The following is a 15246-nucleotide window of genomic DNA, read 5'->3' as shown; positions in this document are numbered from 1 at the left end:
TACTGCGTTTGTGCTCTTCAGCGGGGCTCAGACGCCGGCCAGTGCCTCGGCCACGGCGGAGCCCATTTCCCCGGTGCTGACTTTCCGGGTGCCCTCGGTGTAAATATCGCCGGTCCGCAGACCTTGATCCAGGACCTTTTCCACCGCCGCTTCAATGGCGTCCGCCACATCGTCGCGCTGCAGGCTGTAACGCATCAACATGGCCAGCGACATAATCGTGGCGAGCGGGTTGGCGATGCCCTGGCCGGCGATGTCCGGCGCGGAACCGTGGCAGGGCTCGTAGAGACCTTTGCGGTTTTCGTCCAGGGACGCGGAGGGCAGCATGCCGATGGAGCCGGTGAGCATGGCGGCTTCATCGGAGAGGATGTCACCGAACAGATTACCGGTGACGATCACATCAAATTGTTTGGGCGCGCGCACCAACTGCATGGCGGCGTTGTCCACGTACATATGGGAGAGCTCGATCTCCGGGTAAGCCTTGGCTTCCTCGGTGACCACTTCTTTCCACAGTTCGGTGACTTCCAGCACATTGGCCTTGTCCACCGAGCAGACGCGCTTGCCGCGCTGCATGGCCAGGTCGAAGGCGACCCGGGCGATACGCTTCATTTCCGACTCGGAGTACACATAGGTGTTGAAGCCGACACGCTCGCCGTTCTCTTCCTTGATGCCGCGCGGCTGACCGAAGTAGATACCACCGGTGAGCTCGCGGACGATCAGAATGTCCAGGCCGGAGACCACTTCCGGCTTGAGGCTGGACGCCTCCGCCAGTTGCGGAAACAGAATCGCCGGGCGCAGATTGGCGAACAGGCCCAGCGATGAGCGCAGGCGCAGCAGGCCGCGCTCGGGACGCTTGTCGCGTTCAATATTGTCCCACTTGGGGCCGCCGATGCTGCCGAACAGGATGGCGTCGGCGGCGCGCGCCTTGGCCAGGGTACTCTCGGGCAGCGGGTCCCCTTCGGCGTCATAGGCGGCGCCGCCCACCAGGGCGTGGTCCAGCTGGATGTCCAGGTCGAACCGTTTCTGCGCCGCCGTCAGCACGCGCAGCGCTTCGTCGACGATTTCCGGGCCGATACCATCGCCCGGCAACACCAGGATACTGCTCATTCACTTTCCTTAAACGTTGGGTTCACCCCGTTCAGAACAGGGTCTCGTCGTAGACGTTCATCACGCCGCTGCCCTGGGGCACCAGCACCGCGCTGTAGCGCTTGTCGCCCTCGCCTTCATCGACCAGGATCCGGTAATCACGGCCGGGCTCGAAATCATGGCTCAGCGTACCGAAGCGCAAAAAGCCCTGGTGGTCGGCGAAGATTTCCACGCTGTGCTCGCCGGGCTCCACGAAGACGCGTTGCTCGCCGCCCTTCTCGGCCAGACGCTCACCGTCCACCTTGAAAATCGCCACGGTGCTTTCACCGGCGCCGGGCATCTGCCAGCCGCTGCTCTCTTCGTTACTGCCCAGCTGGCTTTCGATGCTCAGCCGCGCTCTCGGGTCGTCGTCACCCGGCGGGTGGTACATGGCGGTGCGGGTACAGCCGGTGACCGCCAGGGCCAGGACCAGCAACAGGCCAGCGCTACGAAATATCATCATGCCTCCTTGTTTTATTGTTTTTGCGGCTCCTGGAAAATCCAGGGCTCGGCGGCCAGCCGGCGGCTTTCGTATTCACGAATCGCATCGCTTTGCTGCAGCGTCAGGCCGATCTCGTCCAGGCCGTTGAGCAGGCAGTGTTTGCGAAATTCGTCGATCTCGAAGCCGATGGCCTCGCCATCCGGAGTCATCACCTGCTGATTCGCCAGATCGATGGTGAGCTGGAAATCGGTGCTTGCCGCTTCGGCTTTAAAAAGCCCATCAACGGTAGCTTCCGGCAACACAATCGGCAACAGGCCGTTTTTGAAGCAGTTATTGTAGAAAATATCCGCATAGCTGGGCGCGATAATCGCCCGGAAGCCGAAATCCATCAGCGCCCAGGGGGCGTGCTCGCGGCTTGAACCGCAGCCGAAGTTGCGGCGCGTGAGCAACACGCTGGCGCCCTGATACTGCGGCTTGTTGAGCACGAAATCCGGGTTTTTCGGGCGCTTTTCGTTGTCCTGGCCGGGAAAGCCCTCGTCCAGGTAGCGCCACTCGTCGAACAGGTTGGGGCCGAAGCCGGTCCGCTTGATCGACTTGAGAAACTGCTTGGGAATGATCTGGTCGGTGTCCACGTTGGCACGATCAAGCGGCGCCACCAAACCGGTGTATTTCACGAACTTTTCCATGGTACCGCTCCTAAGCCGTCTGATCCGCCGGGGCGAGATCGCGAATGTCCACGAAATGGCCGGCCACCGCCGCGGCCGCGGCCATCGCCGGGCTCACAAGGTGGGTGCGGCCGCCGTTGCCCTGGCGCCCCTCGAAGTTGCGGTTCGAGGTGGAGGCGCAGTGCTCGCCGGGCTGCAAGCGGTCCGGGTTCATGGCCAGACACATGGAGCAGCCGGGCTGGCGCCACTCGAAGCCGGCTTCGATAAAGATTTTGTCGAGCCCTTCCTTCTCGGCCTGCTGCTTGACCAGGCCGGAACCGGGCACCACCAGCACCTGCTTCACGGAATCCGCCTTTTTGTGGCCCTTGGCCACCTGGGCGGCGGCGCGCAGGTCCTCGATGCGCGAGTTGGTGCAGGAACCGATGAACACCCGGTCCAGCTTGATGTCGCTGGTGCGGATGCCGGGCTTGAGGCCCATGTACTGGTAGGCCCGCTCCATGCCGGAACGCTTCACCTCATCGGCTTCGTCGGCCGGGTCCGGCAACACGCCGTCCACCGGCACCACCATTTCCGGGCTGGTGCCCCAGGACACCTGCGGGCGGATGTCGGCGGCGTCGATTTCCACCAGGGTGTCGAACTCGGCGTCCGGGTCGGACACCAGCCCGCGCCAGTAGGCCTCCGCCTTGTCCCAGTCCGCGCCCTTGGGCGCGCCGGGACGACCGCGCACGTAGTCGATGGTGGTGTCGTCCACCGCCACCATGCCGGCGCGGGCGCCCGCTTCGATGGACATGTTGCACACCGTCATGCGCCCTTCCAGGCTCAGCGAGCGGATCGCGCTGCCGGCGAACTCGATGGCGTGGCCGTTGCCACCGGCGGTGCCGATCACACCGATGATGTGCAACACCACGTCCTTGGCGGTGACGCCGGGGCCGAGCTCGCCTTCCACGCGCACCTGCATGTTCTTCATTTTCTGCGCCACCAGGGTCTGGGTGGCGAGCACATGCTCCACTTCACTGGTGCCGATGCCGTGGGCGAGACAGCCCAGGGCGCCGTTGGTGGAGGTGTGGGAATCGCCGCAGACCACCGTCATGCCGGGCAACACCGCGCCCTGCTCCGGCGCCATCACGTGTACGATACCCTGGCGCACATCACCGATGCCGTATTCGGTGATGCCGAACTGGCGGGTATTGTCCTGCAGCGTCTGCACCTGGATGCGCGAGGTGTCGTCGACGATGTCCGAGGCGTTGTTGAACGGCGTGGTCGGCACATTGTGGTCGATGGTCGCCACCGACGCGCCCGACCGCCACGGCTGACGACCGGCCAGGCGCAGCCCCTCGAAGGCCTGCGGCGAGGTCACTTCGTGGATGATCTGACGATCAATGTAAATCAACGCGGAGCCGTCCTCGCGTTCGGTCACGAGGTGGGCGTCCCACAACTTGTCGTAGAGTGTCTTGCCTGCCATAACCTGTTCTCCAATTGATAGCCACACCTTACGCAGGGCTTTTCGATAATTCCAATTCATAATTTTTATGTTTAGGATTCCAGAAGGTTATCTGAATTCCCGGAGGCGCTATCCATGGACACCCAGGCCCTGACCGCCTTCCTGGCGGTGGCGGAGAGCGGCTCCTTCTCCACCGCGGCGGAACGGCTGTTTCTCACTCAACCGGCGGTGAGCAAACGCATCGCCCAGCTGGAGCAGCAGCTCGGCACCCGCCTGTTCGACCGGGTGGGCCGGCGCATCCGCCTCACCGAGGCGGGCGAAGCGCTGCTGCCCCGCGCCCGCCAGGTGCTGCTCGACCTGGAAGACATGAGCCGGGCGATCAGCAATTTGACCGGCACGGTGTCCGGCACCCTGCGCATCGGCACCAGCCACCATATCGGCCTGCACCGGCTGCCGCCGGTGCTGCGCCGCTTTTCCCGGGAATACCCGGACGTGAAACTGGACATCCATTTCATCGATTCGGAGGAAGCCTGGGAAGCGGTGCTGCACGGCGACCTGGAGATGGGCGTGGTCACCCTGCCCCCGCAGCCGGACCCGCGCCTGCACAGCCAGGCGGTGTGGCAGGACCCGCTGGTGTTCATGGCCGCGCCGGAGCACCCGCTGGCGCGTCTCGACCGCGTGACCCTGGAGACCCTGACCGGCTACAGCGCCATCCTGCCCTCGCCGGTGACCTTCACCCGGCGCATCGTGGAAAGTCTGTTCGAGGAACAGGCGCTGACCCTGAACATCTCCATGTCCACCAACTATCTGGAAACCATCCATATGATGGTGTCCATCGGCCTGGGCTGGAGCGTGCTGCCGGAAACCATGCTCGATGACAGCGTGGTGCGCCTGAACGTGGACACCGCCCTGCCGGTGCGCCGCCTGGGCGTGGTCACCCACCCGGGCCGCAGCCGCTCCAACGCCGCCGGTGCCTTTCTGGATATTCTCAACAGCGGCGGTTGAGCAGCCAGCGCCACACCACCAGCGCCGCCACCGCCGCCGTGGCGGCCGCCACCAGAAAGCTGTCCGCGCCCCAGCGGGCCCAGTACAGGCCGCTGAGGCCGGCGCCCAGCGCCCAGCCGGCCCCGTAGCCGAGGCTGGAGTACAGCGCCTGGCCCTGGCCGGCGTGGGCTTCGCCGAAGGTGTCCTGCACCCAGGCGATGCTGGCGGCGTGGAAGCTGCCGTAGCTGGCCGCGTGCAGCAGCTGGGCGGGCACCAGCCACCACAGATCGGCGCCGCAAAGCGCGATGATCAGCCAGCGCAGCACCGCCAGCAGCAGGCTGACGAACAGCACCCGGGCCAGGGCGAAGCGGCGCATCAGCCGGTGCATGATCAGGAAGATGCCGACCTCGGCGGCCACCCCCAGCGCCCACAGCACGCCCACGGTGAACTTGCGGAACCCCAGGTCTTCCAGGTGAATGCTGTAGAAGGTGTAGTACGGCCCGTGGGACGCCTGCATCAGAAAAGAAGCAAGGATGAACGCCTGCACGTCGCGCCGGCGCAGCAGGGCCCGCACGCCGCCGGGCCGGGGGCTAGGCTGTTCGGCGCCGCCGGAGGGCAGCGATTGCGTGGTCAGCCACAGCAGCCACAGCAGCGCGGACATCACCCAGGGCAGCAGATCGATGGGCAGATGATCCAGCGCCCAGCCCACCAGCAGCACCGCGCCGATAAAGCCGAGCGACCCCCACAGCCGCACATGGCTGTAGCGGTGCGCCTGGTCGCCGAGCGTGCGCAGGGTGATCACCTCGAACTGGGCCAGCACCGCGTTCCAGAAGAAACTGAAGGTGGCGAGCAGGATCGCCATGCTCCACACCTGGTCGACCCAGAACACCGGCAGGAAGGCCAGCGCGGCGGCCAGATTGCCCAGGCGGATGATGCGCAGCCGGGCCCCGGTGCGGTCGGCCAGCCAGCCCCACAGGTTGGGCGCGCCGATCTTGGTGATCTGCGGCACCGCCATCAGCACGCCGATGGCGAACGGGCTGAAGCCCAGGTCTTTCAGGTACAGCGACCAGTACGGCACCAGGGTGCCGAGCAGGCCGAAGTAGAGGAAATAGAACCCGGACAGGCGCCAGTAAAACGGCATACGGCGCCCCTTGCTCAGAATCCGCCGGGAATCGGCGCCAGCGGCGGCGTCACGTCTCCGTTCTGGCCGCGATGGCGCAGGTAATGGTCCATCAGCACCAGGGCCAGCATGGCTTCGGCGATGGGCGTGGCGCGCACCCCCACGCAGGGGTCATGGCGGCCCTTGGTGACCACTTCGGTGGCCTCGCCGCGCAGATTGATGCTGCGCCCGGGGATGGTGATGCTGGAGGTGGGTTTGAGCGCCATGCTGGCGCGCACGACCTGCCCGGAGGTGATGCCGCCCAGCACGCCGCCGGCGTGGTTGCTGGCGAAGCCCTCGGGTGTCATCTCGTCGCGGTGTTCCTCGCCGCGCTGGTTGACCACCTGGAAGCCGTCGCCGATCTCCACGCCTTTGACCGCGTTGATCGACATCAGCGCCTTGGCCAGATCCGCGTCCAGACGGTCGAACACCGGTTCGCCCCAGCCCGGCGGCACGCCTTCGGCGAACACCGTCACCCGCGCGCCGATGGACGAGCCGTCCTTGCGCAGGTCGTTGATCAGCTGTTCCAGGGCCGGCACCTTGTCCGCGTCCGGGAAGAAAAATGGGTTGTCGTTGACGCTGTGCCAGTCGAACCGCTCGGCGCGGATGGTGCCGATCTGCTCGACGCCACCGTAAATGCGCACGCCGACACGCTGCTCCAGATACTTGCGGGCGATGGCGCCGGCGGCCACGCGCATGGCGGTTTCGCGGGCCGAGGAACGCCCCCCGCCGCGGTAATCGCGGAAGCCGTATTTCTGGGTGTAGGTGTAGTCCGCGTGGCCGGGCCGGAAGGTCTCGGCGATGTTGCTGTAATCCTTGGACTTCTGATCGGTGTTCTCGATCAGCAGGCCGATCGAGGTGCCGGTGGTCTTACCCTCGAACACCCCGGACAGGATGCGCACCTGGTCGGGTTCCTTGCGCTGGGTGGTGTAGCGGCTGGTGCCCGGCTTGCGGCGGTCCAGCTCGCCCTGCAGGTCCGCCTCGCTGATCTCCAGACCCGGCGGGCAGCCTTCCACCACCGCGCCCAGCGCGACGCCGTGACTTTCACCGAAAGTGGTGACGCGAAAGCGTTCACCGAAACTGTTCCCAGACATAGTGCTCCTCAGGCGCCTCAGGCGGCGATAAACCGATCCCGGAATTCTAGCAGTTGGCGGCGGTCCAGCATGAAAACGCCATGCCCGCCGCGTTCAAATTCAAACCACAGGAACGGCACGTCCGGCCACAGGGCCGCCATGTGCCGGTCACTGTTACCCACCTCGACGATCAGCACGCCGTCCTCGGAGAGCCGCTCGGCGGCGCCGGCCAGCAGGCGGCGGGTGAAATCCAGGCCGTCGTGCCCGGACGCCAGCGCCAACTCCGGCTCGTGGCGGTATTCGTCGGGCATCGCGGCCAGGTCCTCCGCGTCCACGTAGGGCGGGTTGGAGATAATCAGGTCGTAGGGGCCGTCCAGCCCGTCCAGGCCGTCCGCCTGCACCGCCGTGACCCGGTCGGCGAGACCGTGCTCGTCGATATTGCGCCGGCACACCGCCAGCGCCTGTTCGGAGATGTCGCTGGCGTCCACCCGCGCGTCGGGCAGCGCGTGGGCGCAGGCGATGGCGATGCAGCCGCTGCCGGTGCACAGATCCAGCACCCGGCCGACCCGCTCCGGCGCCAGCCAGGGCTGGAAGCCGGCCTCGATCAGCTCCGCCAGCGGCGAACGGGGAATCAGCACCCGTTCATCGACGAAAAACGGCAGCCCGCAGAACCAGGCCTGCCCGGTCAGATACGGCACCGGCACCCGCTCGTTGGCGCGCTTAACCAGCAGCGCCACATAGCGGTCGACCTCGTCCGGCAGCAACCGCGCGTCGAGCATGCGCGGGTCGGTGTCCAGGGGCAGCGCCAGCACGTGCAGCAACAACGCCAGGCACTCATCGCCGTGGTCGTCGGTGCCGTGGCCCAGATAGACCCCGGCGCGGCGCAGGGCGGATTCCCCCCAACGCAGACAATCACGGGGGGTCTTGAGGGTGGCCAGGGCCTGTTGCTGTTCGCGGGGTTCAATCACGTCTTGGCTCCAAACGGGCTCGAAAGAGTACCACATTCTGCCACAGGGGGAGGCCCGGCGCGCCGCCGGCGGCATCGTCACAGCACTGACATGCGCCCTTGCCATGCTGGGTCCGGCACTGAAACGTAAATACAGATGACATTATCGGGAAACCTGTTAAATTGCGCTTTCCAGGCAATCGAGGCTTTCATGCGAACTTGGCTCTTCAAGACCGAACCGAACGACTTCAGCATCCGCGACCTGCGTGATGCCCCCGACCAGATGACCGGTTGGGACGGCGTGCGCAATTACCAGGCCCGCAACCGGCTGCGCGACGAGATCCAGGACGGCGACCGGGTACTGATCTACCATTCCCGCGGACGCAATCCGTCGATTGTCGGTGAAGCCCAGGTGGTGTCCGGCCCCTACCCGGATCCCACCCAGTTCAAGCCTGACCACCCCGGCTTCGACGCGCGCAGCAGCGAGGACATGCCGCGCTGGTTCCAGGTCGACCTGCGCTTCGTGGCGCTCTACCAGACCCCGCTGAGCCTCGCCGACATGCGCGAAGTGCCGGAATTCGCGGACATGGAGCTGCTGGTGCACCCGCGCCTGTCGATCCAGCACATCACCGACCGCCAGTACCAGCAGATCATTGCCCGCTGCGAGCCCGAGCTCGCCGCCCGCTCCCCGCTGATCCCCGCCTTTACCTGAACGTTCTCTCCAGAAGGAACACAGACCCGCTCACCAGCCAGCGTCACCGCTCCGGGTTATCGCTGGCGCCGAACCTTTCGACAAAGCCGCACTCGGCAGCTGGCACCATTCGGGAGGTTCGTTCTCGGTGTCCGTGTCCAGGACTGTGTGAGGCAGGGAGCCGAACACAAGCCTACAGGGACGTATTCACGGCGGGTCCTGGACACGGACACCGAGAACGAACCGGGCTACGGAGCCCTAGCGCTGAAAAATTGGCATAACCGTTGCACCGCCCCCCTAACCAAAGGCTATTCCCGTGGGGGATCTCATGGAACGACGCGCCGCGCTACTGCTCACCCTCATCGCCCTGCCCGCTTCCGGCCTGGCCGACACCCCGGAATACACCGCCAACGACGTGGTCTGGATCGCCATCGCGGCGGCCCTGGTGTTCCTCATGCAGGCCGGCTTCGCGCTCCTGGAAAGTGGCCTGAGCCGCACCAAGAACGCCATCAACGTGGTGATGAAGAACTACATGGACCTGTGCGTGGGGACGCTGATGTTCTGGGCGCTGGGCTTCGGCCTGATGTTCGGGGTCAATCCCAGCGGTTGGGTGGGCCAGGACCTGTTCGCGCCCAGCCAGGGCGACAGCGATCTGTGGACTCTGTTGCTGTTCCAGCTGATGTTCGCCGCCACCGCCGCCACCATCGCGTCCGGGGCGATGGCGGAACGCACCCGCTACCTGGGGTATCTGTGCGGCGCCATGCTGATCACCGGGCTGGTCTACCCGCTGTTCGGCAACTGGGCCTGGAATAGCGACGGCTGGCTGGCGGCTCTCGGGTTTATCGACTTCGCCGGCTCCACCGTGGTCCACAGCGTCGGCGGCTGGTGCGCGCTGGCCGGCATCATGGTGGTGGGGCCGCGCCTGGGCCGCTTCGACAGCCAGGGGCGGCCACGGGAGATTCGCGGCCACAATTTATCGTTCGTGGCCCTGGGCGGGTTCCTGTTGTGGTTCGGCTGGTTCGGCTTCAACGGCGGCTCCACCCTGGGGGCCGACGTCAATATCGCGCTGATCAACCTCAACACCCAGCTGGCGGCCGCCGCCGGCGCCCTGGGGGCCGCGCTCTACCGGGTTATCGCCCGCCGCCCGGTGCTGCTCACCGAAACCGTCAACGGCAGCCTGGCCGGGCTGGTGGCGATCACCGCCGGCTGCGCCACCATGACGCCCGGCTTCGCGATCATCACCGGCCTGCTGGGCGGGCTGCTGGTGGGCCCGGGCAGCCGCCTGCTGTTGTCGATGAAACTGGACGACGTGGTGGGCGCGGTGCCGGTGCATGCGTTCGCCGGGGCCTGGGGCACGCTGGCCGCCGGGCTGTTCTACCAGGGCGACCTGTTCGACCCGCAGCGGGTCACGGTGCAGTTGCTGGGCATTGTGGTCGCCTTCGCCTGGGCGTTCTTCGCCGCCTTGATCCTGTATATGGTGCTGTCGCTCACCGCCGGCCTGCGGGCGCCCAGCCAGCATGAACAGCGGGGCCTGGACGTCAGCGAGCACGCCGAGCTGGGCTACCCGGAATTCGCCCAGCAGCACCTCTACGACGCCGACGTGGCCAGCGGCCTGGATAGCCCACGATGAGCCCGGAAGAACGCCACCGCCGCGCCATTGCCACCGGCCTGGCCCCCTATCTGGACAGCCGCCAGGTGCCGGAGGCGGTGGCCCTGTGGCAGCGCGACTACGCCCACCGCCCGCGCTTTTCGCTGCAGGGCTACGTGAGCCATATCAGCCGCCTGTTCGAGGTGGGGGGCCGGCGCCATGATCTGCACCTGAGTCTGGTGCAGGCGATGACCCTGCCGGACCGGGAACTGCTGCCCGACCCGCTGGGGGACGAGGACGGCGCCCACCGGGCCCACCCCTGCACCGAGGCGTTCCAGCTTCTGATGCGCGCCCTGTGGGCGCAGCTCGACGGGGGCCAGGCCGGCCAGGTGCGTCTGGATCAGCTCACCGACCTGCGCCGCCCGGGCGTCGACCCGGCCCTGCGTGACACCCTCGAATACTGGCTCAACCACGCCGACGGCGACCTGGCGCCGCTGGACCAGGATCAGCTGCGGCGTTTGCTTAACCGCGCCTATGTGTTGCTGTGCGAACGGTTCGGCCCGGTGCACAGTGACCGGCTGCTGAAACTGGCCGTCGACCGCGTGCGTGGGCAGCGCCCGGGGCTGGAATCCGCGCTGCACGCCCTGCTCTGACGGCCGACGTTGCTTGCCAGTGGTTCAAAGGGGTCATTATGCTAGCCCACACTGTGTAATCGGGGCGCTGAATGAAATTACATCACCAGATATTTCTGGCCATGGTGCTGGGCGGTATTGCCGGGGCGCTCACCGAAGAGAGCACCCGCCTGTTCGGGCTGCCGCTGCTGCCCGGCTATGACCTGATCGGCGATCTATTCATCAATGCCCTGAAGATGGTGGTGGTGCCGCTGATCACCACCGCCATTATCAGCGGCATGGTCAACGTGGGCGACGGCGACGATCTCGGCCGGCTGGGCCTGAAAACCGTGCTGTTCTACCTGAGCACCAGCCTGATCGCGGTGCTGGTGGGGCTGGTGGTGGTGAATCTGATCGCCCCCGGCGTGATCGACGGCCAGCCGGCGCGGAACCTGCTGGGCCTGTCGGCGGACACCGACCGGGCCCTGGCCAGCATCGAGGGCCGCGGCGCCGGCGACTTCACCGAGATTCTGCGCCAGTTGCTGCCGCCCAACCTGTTCCAGGCCGCCGCCGAAACCCAGATGCTGGGGCTGATCGTGTTCTCGCTGTTCTTCGGCTTCTTCCTGCGCACCCTGCCCGGCGCGCCCGGTGAGCATCTGCGCCAGGTGGTGGAAGGCATCTATCAGGTCACCATGCGCATCACCATGGTGATCATCCGCTTCGCGCCGCTGGGCGTGTTCGGCCTGATCGCCGCCACCGTCACCCGCACCGGGCTGGACGCGGTGGAGCCGCTGGCGCTGTTCTTCGTCACCGTGTTGCTGGCGCTGGGCATTCACATGTTCGGCGTGATGCCGCTGCTGATCCGGCTGTTCGCCAAACGCTCGCCGGTGCGCCACCTGCAGGCCATGGCGCCGGCGCTGATGACCGCCTTTTCGTCGGCCAGCTCCGCCGCCACCCTGCCGCTGAGCATGGACTGCGTGCAGAAGCGCTCCGGCGTGTCCAAGCGCACCTCCAGCTTCGTGCTGCCGCTGGGCGCCACCGTCAACATGGACGGCACCGCCCTGTACGAGTGCGTGGCGGCGATCTTCATCGCCCAGGCCTACGGCATGGACCTGTCCCTGACCACCCAGTTCGTGATCGTGCTGACCGCCCTGCTCACCTCCATCGGCGTGGCCAGCATTCCCGCCGCCAGCCTGGTGGCGATCACCGTGATCCTGGGCACCATCGGCCTGCCCGCCGAAGCGATCGGCCTGATTCTGGTCACCGACCGGCTGCTGGACATGTGCCGCACCGCGGTGAACGTCTGGGGCGACAGCGTCGGCGCGGTGATCCTGGCGCGCAGCGAAGGCGAAGAAAACGTGCTGCGCACCCCCATGAAAGAACTCGAGACGGAACGGGCCTGAGCGAATGAAACCGGTTCTTTTGATCACCGGCGCCGCCCACGGCCTGGGCCGGGCGCTCGCTCTCGGCGCCGCGCGGGACTACAAGCTGGCGCTGCTCGACCGGGAACGGGTGGCCGGCGAGCAGCTCGCCGATGCGCTGCGCCGGGACGGCGCCGAGGTGCTGTTCGTGCACGCCGACGTGGCCGTGGAGGCGGACTGGCGCCACGCCCTGGAGCGGGTACAGCGGCGCTGGGAACGGCTCGACATCCTGATCAACAACGCCGGGCTGGCCGCCATGGGCCCGTTCGAGGGACAGACCCCGGCCACCTGGGAGCAGCTCTGGCACACCAACCTGATGGGCGCGGTCCACGGCTGTCGCACCGCTCTGACGATGATGAAGCGCCAGGGTGACGGCCACCTGATCAACGTGGCGGCGCTGGCGGGCATCACCGCGCCGCCGGGCATGGCCGCCTATGTGGCCTGCAACGCCGCGCTGATCCGCTTCAGCGAGGCCCTGGCGGCCGAACTGGACGGTCTGAATATCGGCGTCAGCGTGGTCTGTCCGGATCTGTTCTCCAGCGACATGAGCCGGCGCATGCCCAACGCCGATCCGCTCAGCCGTGCCCGCCTGCAGCGCGCCATGGACGACGCCCCGGAAAGCGCCGCCGAGGTGGCGGACACCATCCTTCAGCAGATGGGCAAGCGGCCGCTGTACCTGTTTCCACAGCCGGAGGCCCGCCGCGACTGGCGCAGGAAGCGCTGGCGCCCGGAACGCTTCGTGGCGCGCATGGCGAAACTGGGCAGCAGCCTGCGCCGCTATCGTTGATGCACTTATTGCTGATGCACTTCCTCGATATAGCGCAGGGTGTGGCGGTAATCGCCTTCCAGCGCCTTATCGAAACGCTCGCCGATCAAACGCTCCAGTTTGCGACCCACCAGCGGCAGGGATGAATGCACCGCCACGCGGGTGATCTGGCGGGACTGATCGCCGTCGGCGAGCAGCGTCATGGTGCCGCTCACCTTCACCGGCACATTGCCCACCTGAAAGCGATAGTCCGCCTGGTAGCCGCCGGTGGCCGGGCGCCAGTGGAATTCGGTGGTCAGTTCCGCTTCCGAGGGCAGCAACTTGCGCGCGAAGGCGGGCACCTTGTCCAGACGGATTTCGATGGGCTGCGCAATACGGATGTGGAAGCCGTCGCCGACCGGTTCGAACACCTCAAAGCGGTAATCGTCCACTTTGCCCCATTGATAACGCTGTTCGAAAAACGCCCGGCTGGTGAGAATGCCGTACAGCTCTTCAACATTCACCGGATAGCGGCGTTCCGCGGTGACATCCATGGTTTTCTCCCGAGTAAAAAGATGCCCTGAAGGCCAATCGCCGGGGTACCGGTAGGCCCGGGGCGAAGGCAAAGCTACACTGCGCCGACAAGCCATTTCAATTGTTCGGCGACTGCCCCTCGTCAAAAGTAAGGAGCGAGCATGAGTGCCACCCGTCCCTACGCCCTGGTTCTGTACGGCGCCACCGGTTTCACCGGCGGCCTGTGTGCCCGCTATCTGGCCCGCAAGCTGCCCGCGGGCACGCCCTGGGCCCTGGCGGGCCGCAACCGCGCCAAGCTTGAGCAGGTGGCCGCCGGCCTGCCCGGCGACAACCCGCCGGAGCTGATCGAGGCGGACAGCGGCGACCCCGCCAGCCTCACCGCCCTGGCCGCCCGGACCCGCGCCCTGGCCAGCACCGTGGGCCCCTACATGCAATACGGCGAGCCGCTGGTGCGCGCCTGCGTGGAACAGGGCACCCATTACTGCGACCTCACCGGCGAACCGGAATTCGTCAACACCCTGCTGAGCCGCTACCACGAGGCCGCCCAGGCCAGCGGCTGCGCGCTGGTCAACTGCTGCGGCTTCGACTCGATTCCCCATGACGCCGGGGTGTTGTTCGCGATCCGCGAACTGACCCTGGAGCACGGCGGCAAACTGGACGGCCCGGTGACCGCCGAAGGCGCGGTGGCGTTCTCCGCCAAGTTTTCCGGCGGCACCTGGCGCTCGGCGCTGGAGGCGTTCGCCCGGCCCGGCGCCAACCAGCGCAGCCAGCGCGACGCCCAGGTGCGCCTCAAACAATGGTACCCGCGCAAGGTGGGCGGTCTGGCGCCCAAGCCGCACAAGGACGACGCCCTGGGCGGCTGGCTGGCGCCCATGCCGACCATTGATCCGATGGTGGTGATGCGCTCGGCCCGGGCGCTGGACGATTACGGCCCGGAGTTCCGCTACGGCCATTATCTGGTCACCGGCGGGCTGGGCAAGCTGATCGGCGGCGCCGCCGGCGTCGGCGGGCTGCTGCTGGCGGCCCAGATCGGCCCGCTGCGGCGCCGTCTGATGAAGCTCAACCCGGCCGGTCAGGGCCCGGATGAAGCCACCCGCGCCCGTTCCTGGTTCCAGGTGAAGGTGCGCGCCCGTTGCGGCGACAGCGAAGTGCTGTGCCGGGTGTCCGGTGGCGATCCCGGCTACGACGAAACCGCCAAGATGCTCTCGGAAACCCTGATGGGCCTGGCGCTGGACGAGGGTTACCCCATGCACACCGGCGTGGTCACCCCGGTGATGGCGCTCGGTGACCGCCTGATCGACCGGCTCGAAGCCGCCGGCATGCTGTTCGAGCGCAACGCCTGATTCAGACGAAGTACATCAGCAGCCATTCGGCCACCAGGGCGGGCTTGTCCTCGCCCTCGATGTCCACCGTGAACAGGAATTTCAGCAACCACTGGCCGGGCTTCTTCTCATTGGCTTCGATCAGAGTGGCGCGGGCACGGATGCGCGCGTCGACCTTGACCGGGGCCATGAAGCGGAGCTTGTCGAAGCCGTAGTTCATGCCCATTTTCATGCCGCGCGGCACCAGAAAATCATCGATGCTGGTCTGCAGGTACGGCAGCAGCGACAGGGTCAGGTAACCGTGGGCGATGGTGGTGCCGAACGGCGTCGCCTTGGCGCGCTCCGGATCCACATGGATAAATTGATGGTCCAGGGTGGCGGCGGCGAAGTCGTTGATGCGCCCCTGGTCGATGGTGAACCATTCCGAGGCGCCCATGTCCTCGCCGACGTACTCGTTGATCTGTGCGGCTTCCACCACTTTCATGCCCGGCTCTCCTCGCGT

At 66.5% G+C, this 15246-nt stretch carries 16 protein-coding genes; 7 read left to right on the top strand and 9 right to left on the bottom strand.

What is annotated here, in order from left to right:
• Positions 1-27: 27 nt before the first annotated feature.
• Genes leuB through leuC form a run of 4 tightly spaced genes read right to left on the bottom strand, consistent with a single transcriptional unit; the run spans position 28 to position 3691 of the window.
• Positions 28-1104 (bottom strand): 3-isopropylmalate dehydrogenase, encoded by a 1077-nt coding sequence (gene leuB / locus ACMG4O_RS10405; RefSeq protein WP_142949288.1) that lies wholly within the window; start codon positions 1102-1104, stop codon positions 28-30.
• A 31-nt stretch (positions 1105-1135) separates the two neighbouring features.
• On the bottom strand, positions 1136-1582 hold the full coding sequence (locus tag ACMG4O_RS10400; protein ID WP_142949289.1) for a hypothetical protein: 447 nt from the start codon (positions 1580-1582) through the stop codon (positions 1136-1138).
• A 14-nt stretch (positions 1583-1596) separates the two neighbouring features.
• Entirely contained in the window at positions 1597-2250 is a 654-nt protein-coding gene (gene leuD, locus ACMG4O_RS10395; protein ID WP_142949290.1) for a 3-isopropylmalate dehydratase small subunit, read from the bottom strand.
• 10 nt (positions 2251-2260) lie between these two features.
• The gene (gene leuC / locus ACMG4O_RS10390; RefSeq protein WP_142949291.1) at positions 2261-3691 is read right to left on the bottom strand and encodes a 3-isopropylmalate dehydratase large subunit; all 1431 of its coding nucleotides are present in this window, start codon (positions 3689-3691) and stop codon (positions 2261-2263) included.
• 114 nt (positions 3692-3805) lie between these two features.
• On the opposite strand from leuC, the gene ACMG4O_RS10385 reads away from it, so the two are divergent.
• Positions 3806-4675 (top strand): LysR family transcriptional regulator, encoded by an 870-nt coding sequence (locus ACMG4O_RS10385; protein ID WP_194856697.1) that lies wholly within the window; start codon positions 3806-3808, stop codon positions 4673-4675.
• Here ACMG4O_RS10385 and ACMG4O_RS10380 read toward each other — a convergent pair.
• From ACMG4O_RS10380 to prmB, 3 genes are read right to left on the bottom strand one after another with little or no spacing between them, the layout of a single operon-like run.
• Positions 4659-5795, bottom strand: coding sequence for an MFS transporter (locus tag ACMG4O_RS10380; protein ID WP_194856698.1), 1137 nt, complete (start codon positions 5793-5795; stop codon positions 4659-4661). The two genes, ACMG4O_RS10385 and ACMG4O_RS10380, sit on opposite strands and share 17 nt — an antisense overlap.
• A gap of 14 nt (positions 5796-5809) precedes the next feature.
• Entirely contained in the window at positions 5810-6907 is a 1098-nt protein-coding gene (gene aroC / locus ACMG4O_RS10375; protein WP_414433758.1) for a chorismate synthase, read from the bottom strand.
• Between the two features lie 17 nt (positions 6908-6924).
• Complete coding sequence (gene prmB, locus ACMG4O_RS10370; RefSeq protein WP_414433757.1) at positions 6925-7890, bottom strand: 50S ribosomal protein L3 N(5)-glutamine methyltransferase; 966 nt, start codon at positions 7888-7890, stop codon at positions 6925-6927.
• Between the two features lie 153 nt (positions 7891-8043).
• Between prmB and ACMG4O_RS10365 the strand changes: the two genes are divergently transcribed.
• The 5 genes from ACMG4O_RS10365 (at position 8044) to ACMG4O_RS10345 (ending at position 12930) form a co-directional block, all read left to right on the top strand.
• Entirely contained in the window at positions 8044-8544 is a 501-nt protein-coding gene (locus tag ACMG4O_RS10365; RefSeq protein ID WP_142949296.1) for an EVE domain-containing protein, read from the top strand.
• A gap of 307 nt (positions 8545-8851) precedes the next feature.
• Complete coding sequence (locus ACMG4O_RS10360) at positions 8852-10153, top strand: ammonium transporter (RefSeq protein WP_414433756.1); 1302 nt, start codon at positions 8852-8854, stop codon at positions 10151-10153.
• Complete coding sequence (locus tag ACMG4O_RS10355; RefSeq protein WP_414433755.1) at positions 10150-10764, top strand: hypothetical protein; 615 nt, start codon at positions 10150-10152, stop codon at positions 10762-10764. The genes ACMG4O_RS10360 and ACMG4O_RS10355 overlap by 4 nt, the downstream gene beginning before the upstream one ends.
• A 71-nt stretch (positions 10765-10835) precedes the next feature.
• Positions 10836-12125, top strand: coding sequence for a dicarboxylate/amino acid:cation symporter (locus tag ACMG4O_RS10350; protein WP_214014041.1), 1290 nt, complete (start codon positions 10836-10838; stop codon positions 12123-12125).
• A 4-nt stretch (positions 12126-12129) separates the two neighbouring features.
• Entirely contained in the window at positions 12130-12930 is an 801-nt protein-coding gene (locus ACMG4O_RS10345; RefSeq protein WP_142949300.1) for an SDR family NAD(P)-dependent oxidoreductase, read from the top strand.
• A 5-nt stretch (positions 12931-12935) separates the two neighbouring features.
• On the opposite strand, the gene ACMG4O_RS10340 is transcribed toward ACMG4O_RS10345, so the two are convergent.
• Positions 12936-13442, bottom strand: coding sequence for a DUF2505 domain-containing protein (locus ACMG4O_RS10340; RefSeq protein ID WP_414433754.1), 507 nt, complete (start codon positions 13440-13442; stop codon positions 12936-12938).
• 141 nt (positions 13443-13583) lie between these two features.
• Here ACMG4O_RS10340 and ACMG4O_RS10335 point away from each other — a divergent pair, with 141 nt between their 5' ends.
• Positions 13584-14765 (top strand): saccharopine dehydrogenase family protein, encoded by a 1182-nt coding sequence (locus ACMG4O_RS10335; RefSeq protein WP_414433753.1) that lies wholly within the window; start codon positions 13584-13586, stop codon positions 14763-14765.
• A gap of 1 nt (position 14766) precedes the next feature.
• Here the strand turns inward: ACMG4O_RS10335 and ACMG4O_RS10330 are convergent, their stop codons facing one another.
• Positions 14767-15228, bottom strand: a complete 462-nt coding sequence (locus ACMG4O_RS10330) for a MaoC family dehydratase (protein WP_142949303.1) — start codon at positions 15226-15228, stop codon at positions 14767-14769.
• Positions 15229-15246 lie beyond the last annotated feature (18 nt).

This window comes from Alloalcanivorax venustensis, assembly GCF_047495515.1.
GTDB classification, from domain to species: domain Bacteria; phylum Pseudomonadota; class Gammaproteobacteria; order Pseudomonadales; family Alcanivoracaceae; genus Alloalcanivorax; species Alloalcanivorax venustensis.
The sequence above is the reverse complement of the archived record's forward strand: the minus strand, read 5'-3'. Positions and strand labels throughout refer to the sequence as shown.

Coding starts and splice junctions, on each gene's coding strand:
- leuB (WP_142949288.1), bottom strand. CDS start 1,104: ATGAGCAGTATCCTGGTGTTGCCGGGCGATGGTATCGGCCCGGAAATC.
- ACMG4O_RS10360 (WP_414433756.1), top strand. CDS start 8,852: ATGGAACGACGCGCCGCGCTACTGCTCACCCTCATCGCCCTGCCCGCT.
- ACMG4O_RS10400 (WP_142949289.1), bottom strand. CDS start 1,582: ATGATATTTCGTAGCGCTGGCCTGTTGCTGGTCCTGGCCCTGGCGGTC.
- ACMG4O_RS10350 (WP_214014041.1), top strand. CDS start 10,836: ATGAAATTACATCACCAGATATTTCTGGCCATGGTGCTGGGCGGTATT.
- leuC (WP_142949291.1), bottom strand. CDS start 3,691: ATGGCAGGCAAGACACTCTACGACAAGTTGTGGGACGCCCACCTCGTG.
- leuD (WP_142949290.1), bottom strand. CDS start 2,250: ATGGAAAAGTTCGTGAAATACACCGGTTTGGTGGCGCCGCTTGATCGT.
- aroC (WP_414433758.1), bottom strand. CDS start 6,907: ATGTCTGGGAACAGTTTCGGTGAACGCTTTCGCGTCACCACTTTCGGT.
- ACMG4O_RS10365 (WP_142949296.1), top strand. CDS start 8,044: ATGCGAACTTGGCTCTTCAAGACCGAACCGAACGACTTCAGCATCCGC.
- ACMG4O_RS10380 (WP_194856698.1), bottom strand. CDS start 5,795: ATGCCGTTTTACTGGCGCCTGTCCGGGTTCTATTTCCTCTACTTCGGC.
- ACMG4O_RS10340 (WP_414433754.1), bottom strand. CDS start 13,442: ATGGATGTCACCGCGGAACGCCGCTATCCGGTGAATGTTGAAGAGCTG.
- ACMG4O_RS10385 (WP_194856697.1), top strand. CDS start 3,806: ATGGACACCCAGGCCCTGACCGCCTTCCTGGCGGTGGCGGAGAGCGGC.
- prmB (WP_414433757.1), bottom strand. CDS start 7,890: ATGTGGTACTCTTTCGAGCCCGTTTGGAGCCAAGACGTGATTGAACCC.
- ACMG4O_RS10335 (WP_414433753.1), top strand. CDS start 13,584: ATGAGTGCCACCCGTCCCTACGCCCTGGTTCTGTACGGCGCCACCGGT.
- ACMG4O_RS10345 (WP_142949300.1), top strand. CDS start 12,130: ATGAAACCGGTTCTTTTGATCACCGGCGCCGCCCACGGCCTGGGCCGG.
- ACMG4O_RS10355 (WP_414433755.1), top strand. CDS start 10,150: ATGAGCCCGGAAGAACGCCACCGCCGCGCCATTGCCACCGGCCTGGCC.
- ACMG4O_RS10330 (WP_142949303.1), bottom strand. CDS start 15,228: ATGAAAGTGGTGGAAGCCGCACAGATCAACGAGTACGTCGGCGAGGAC.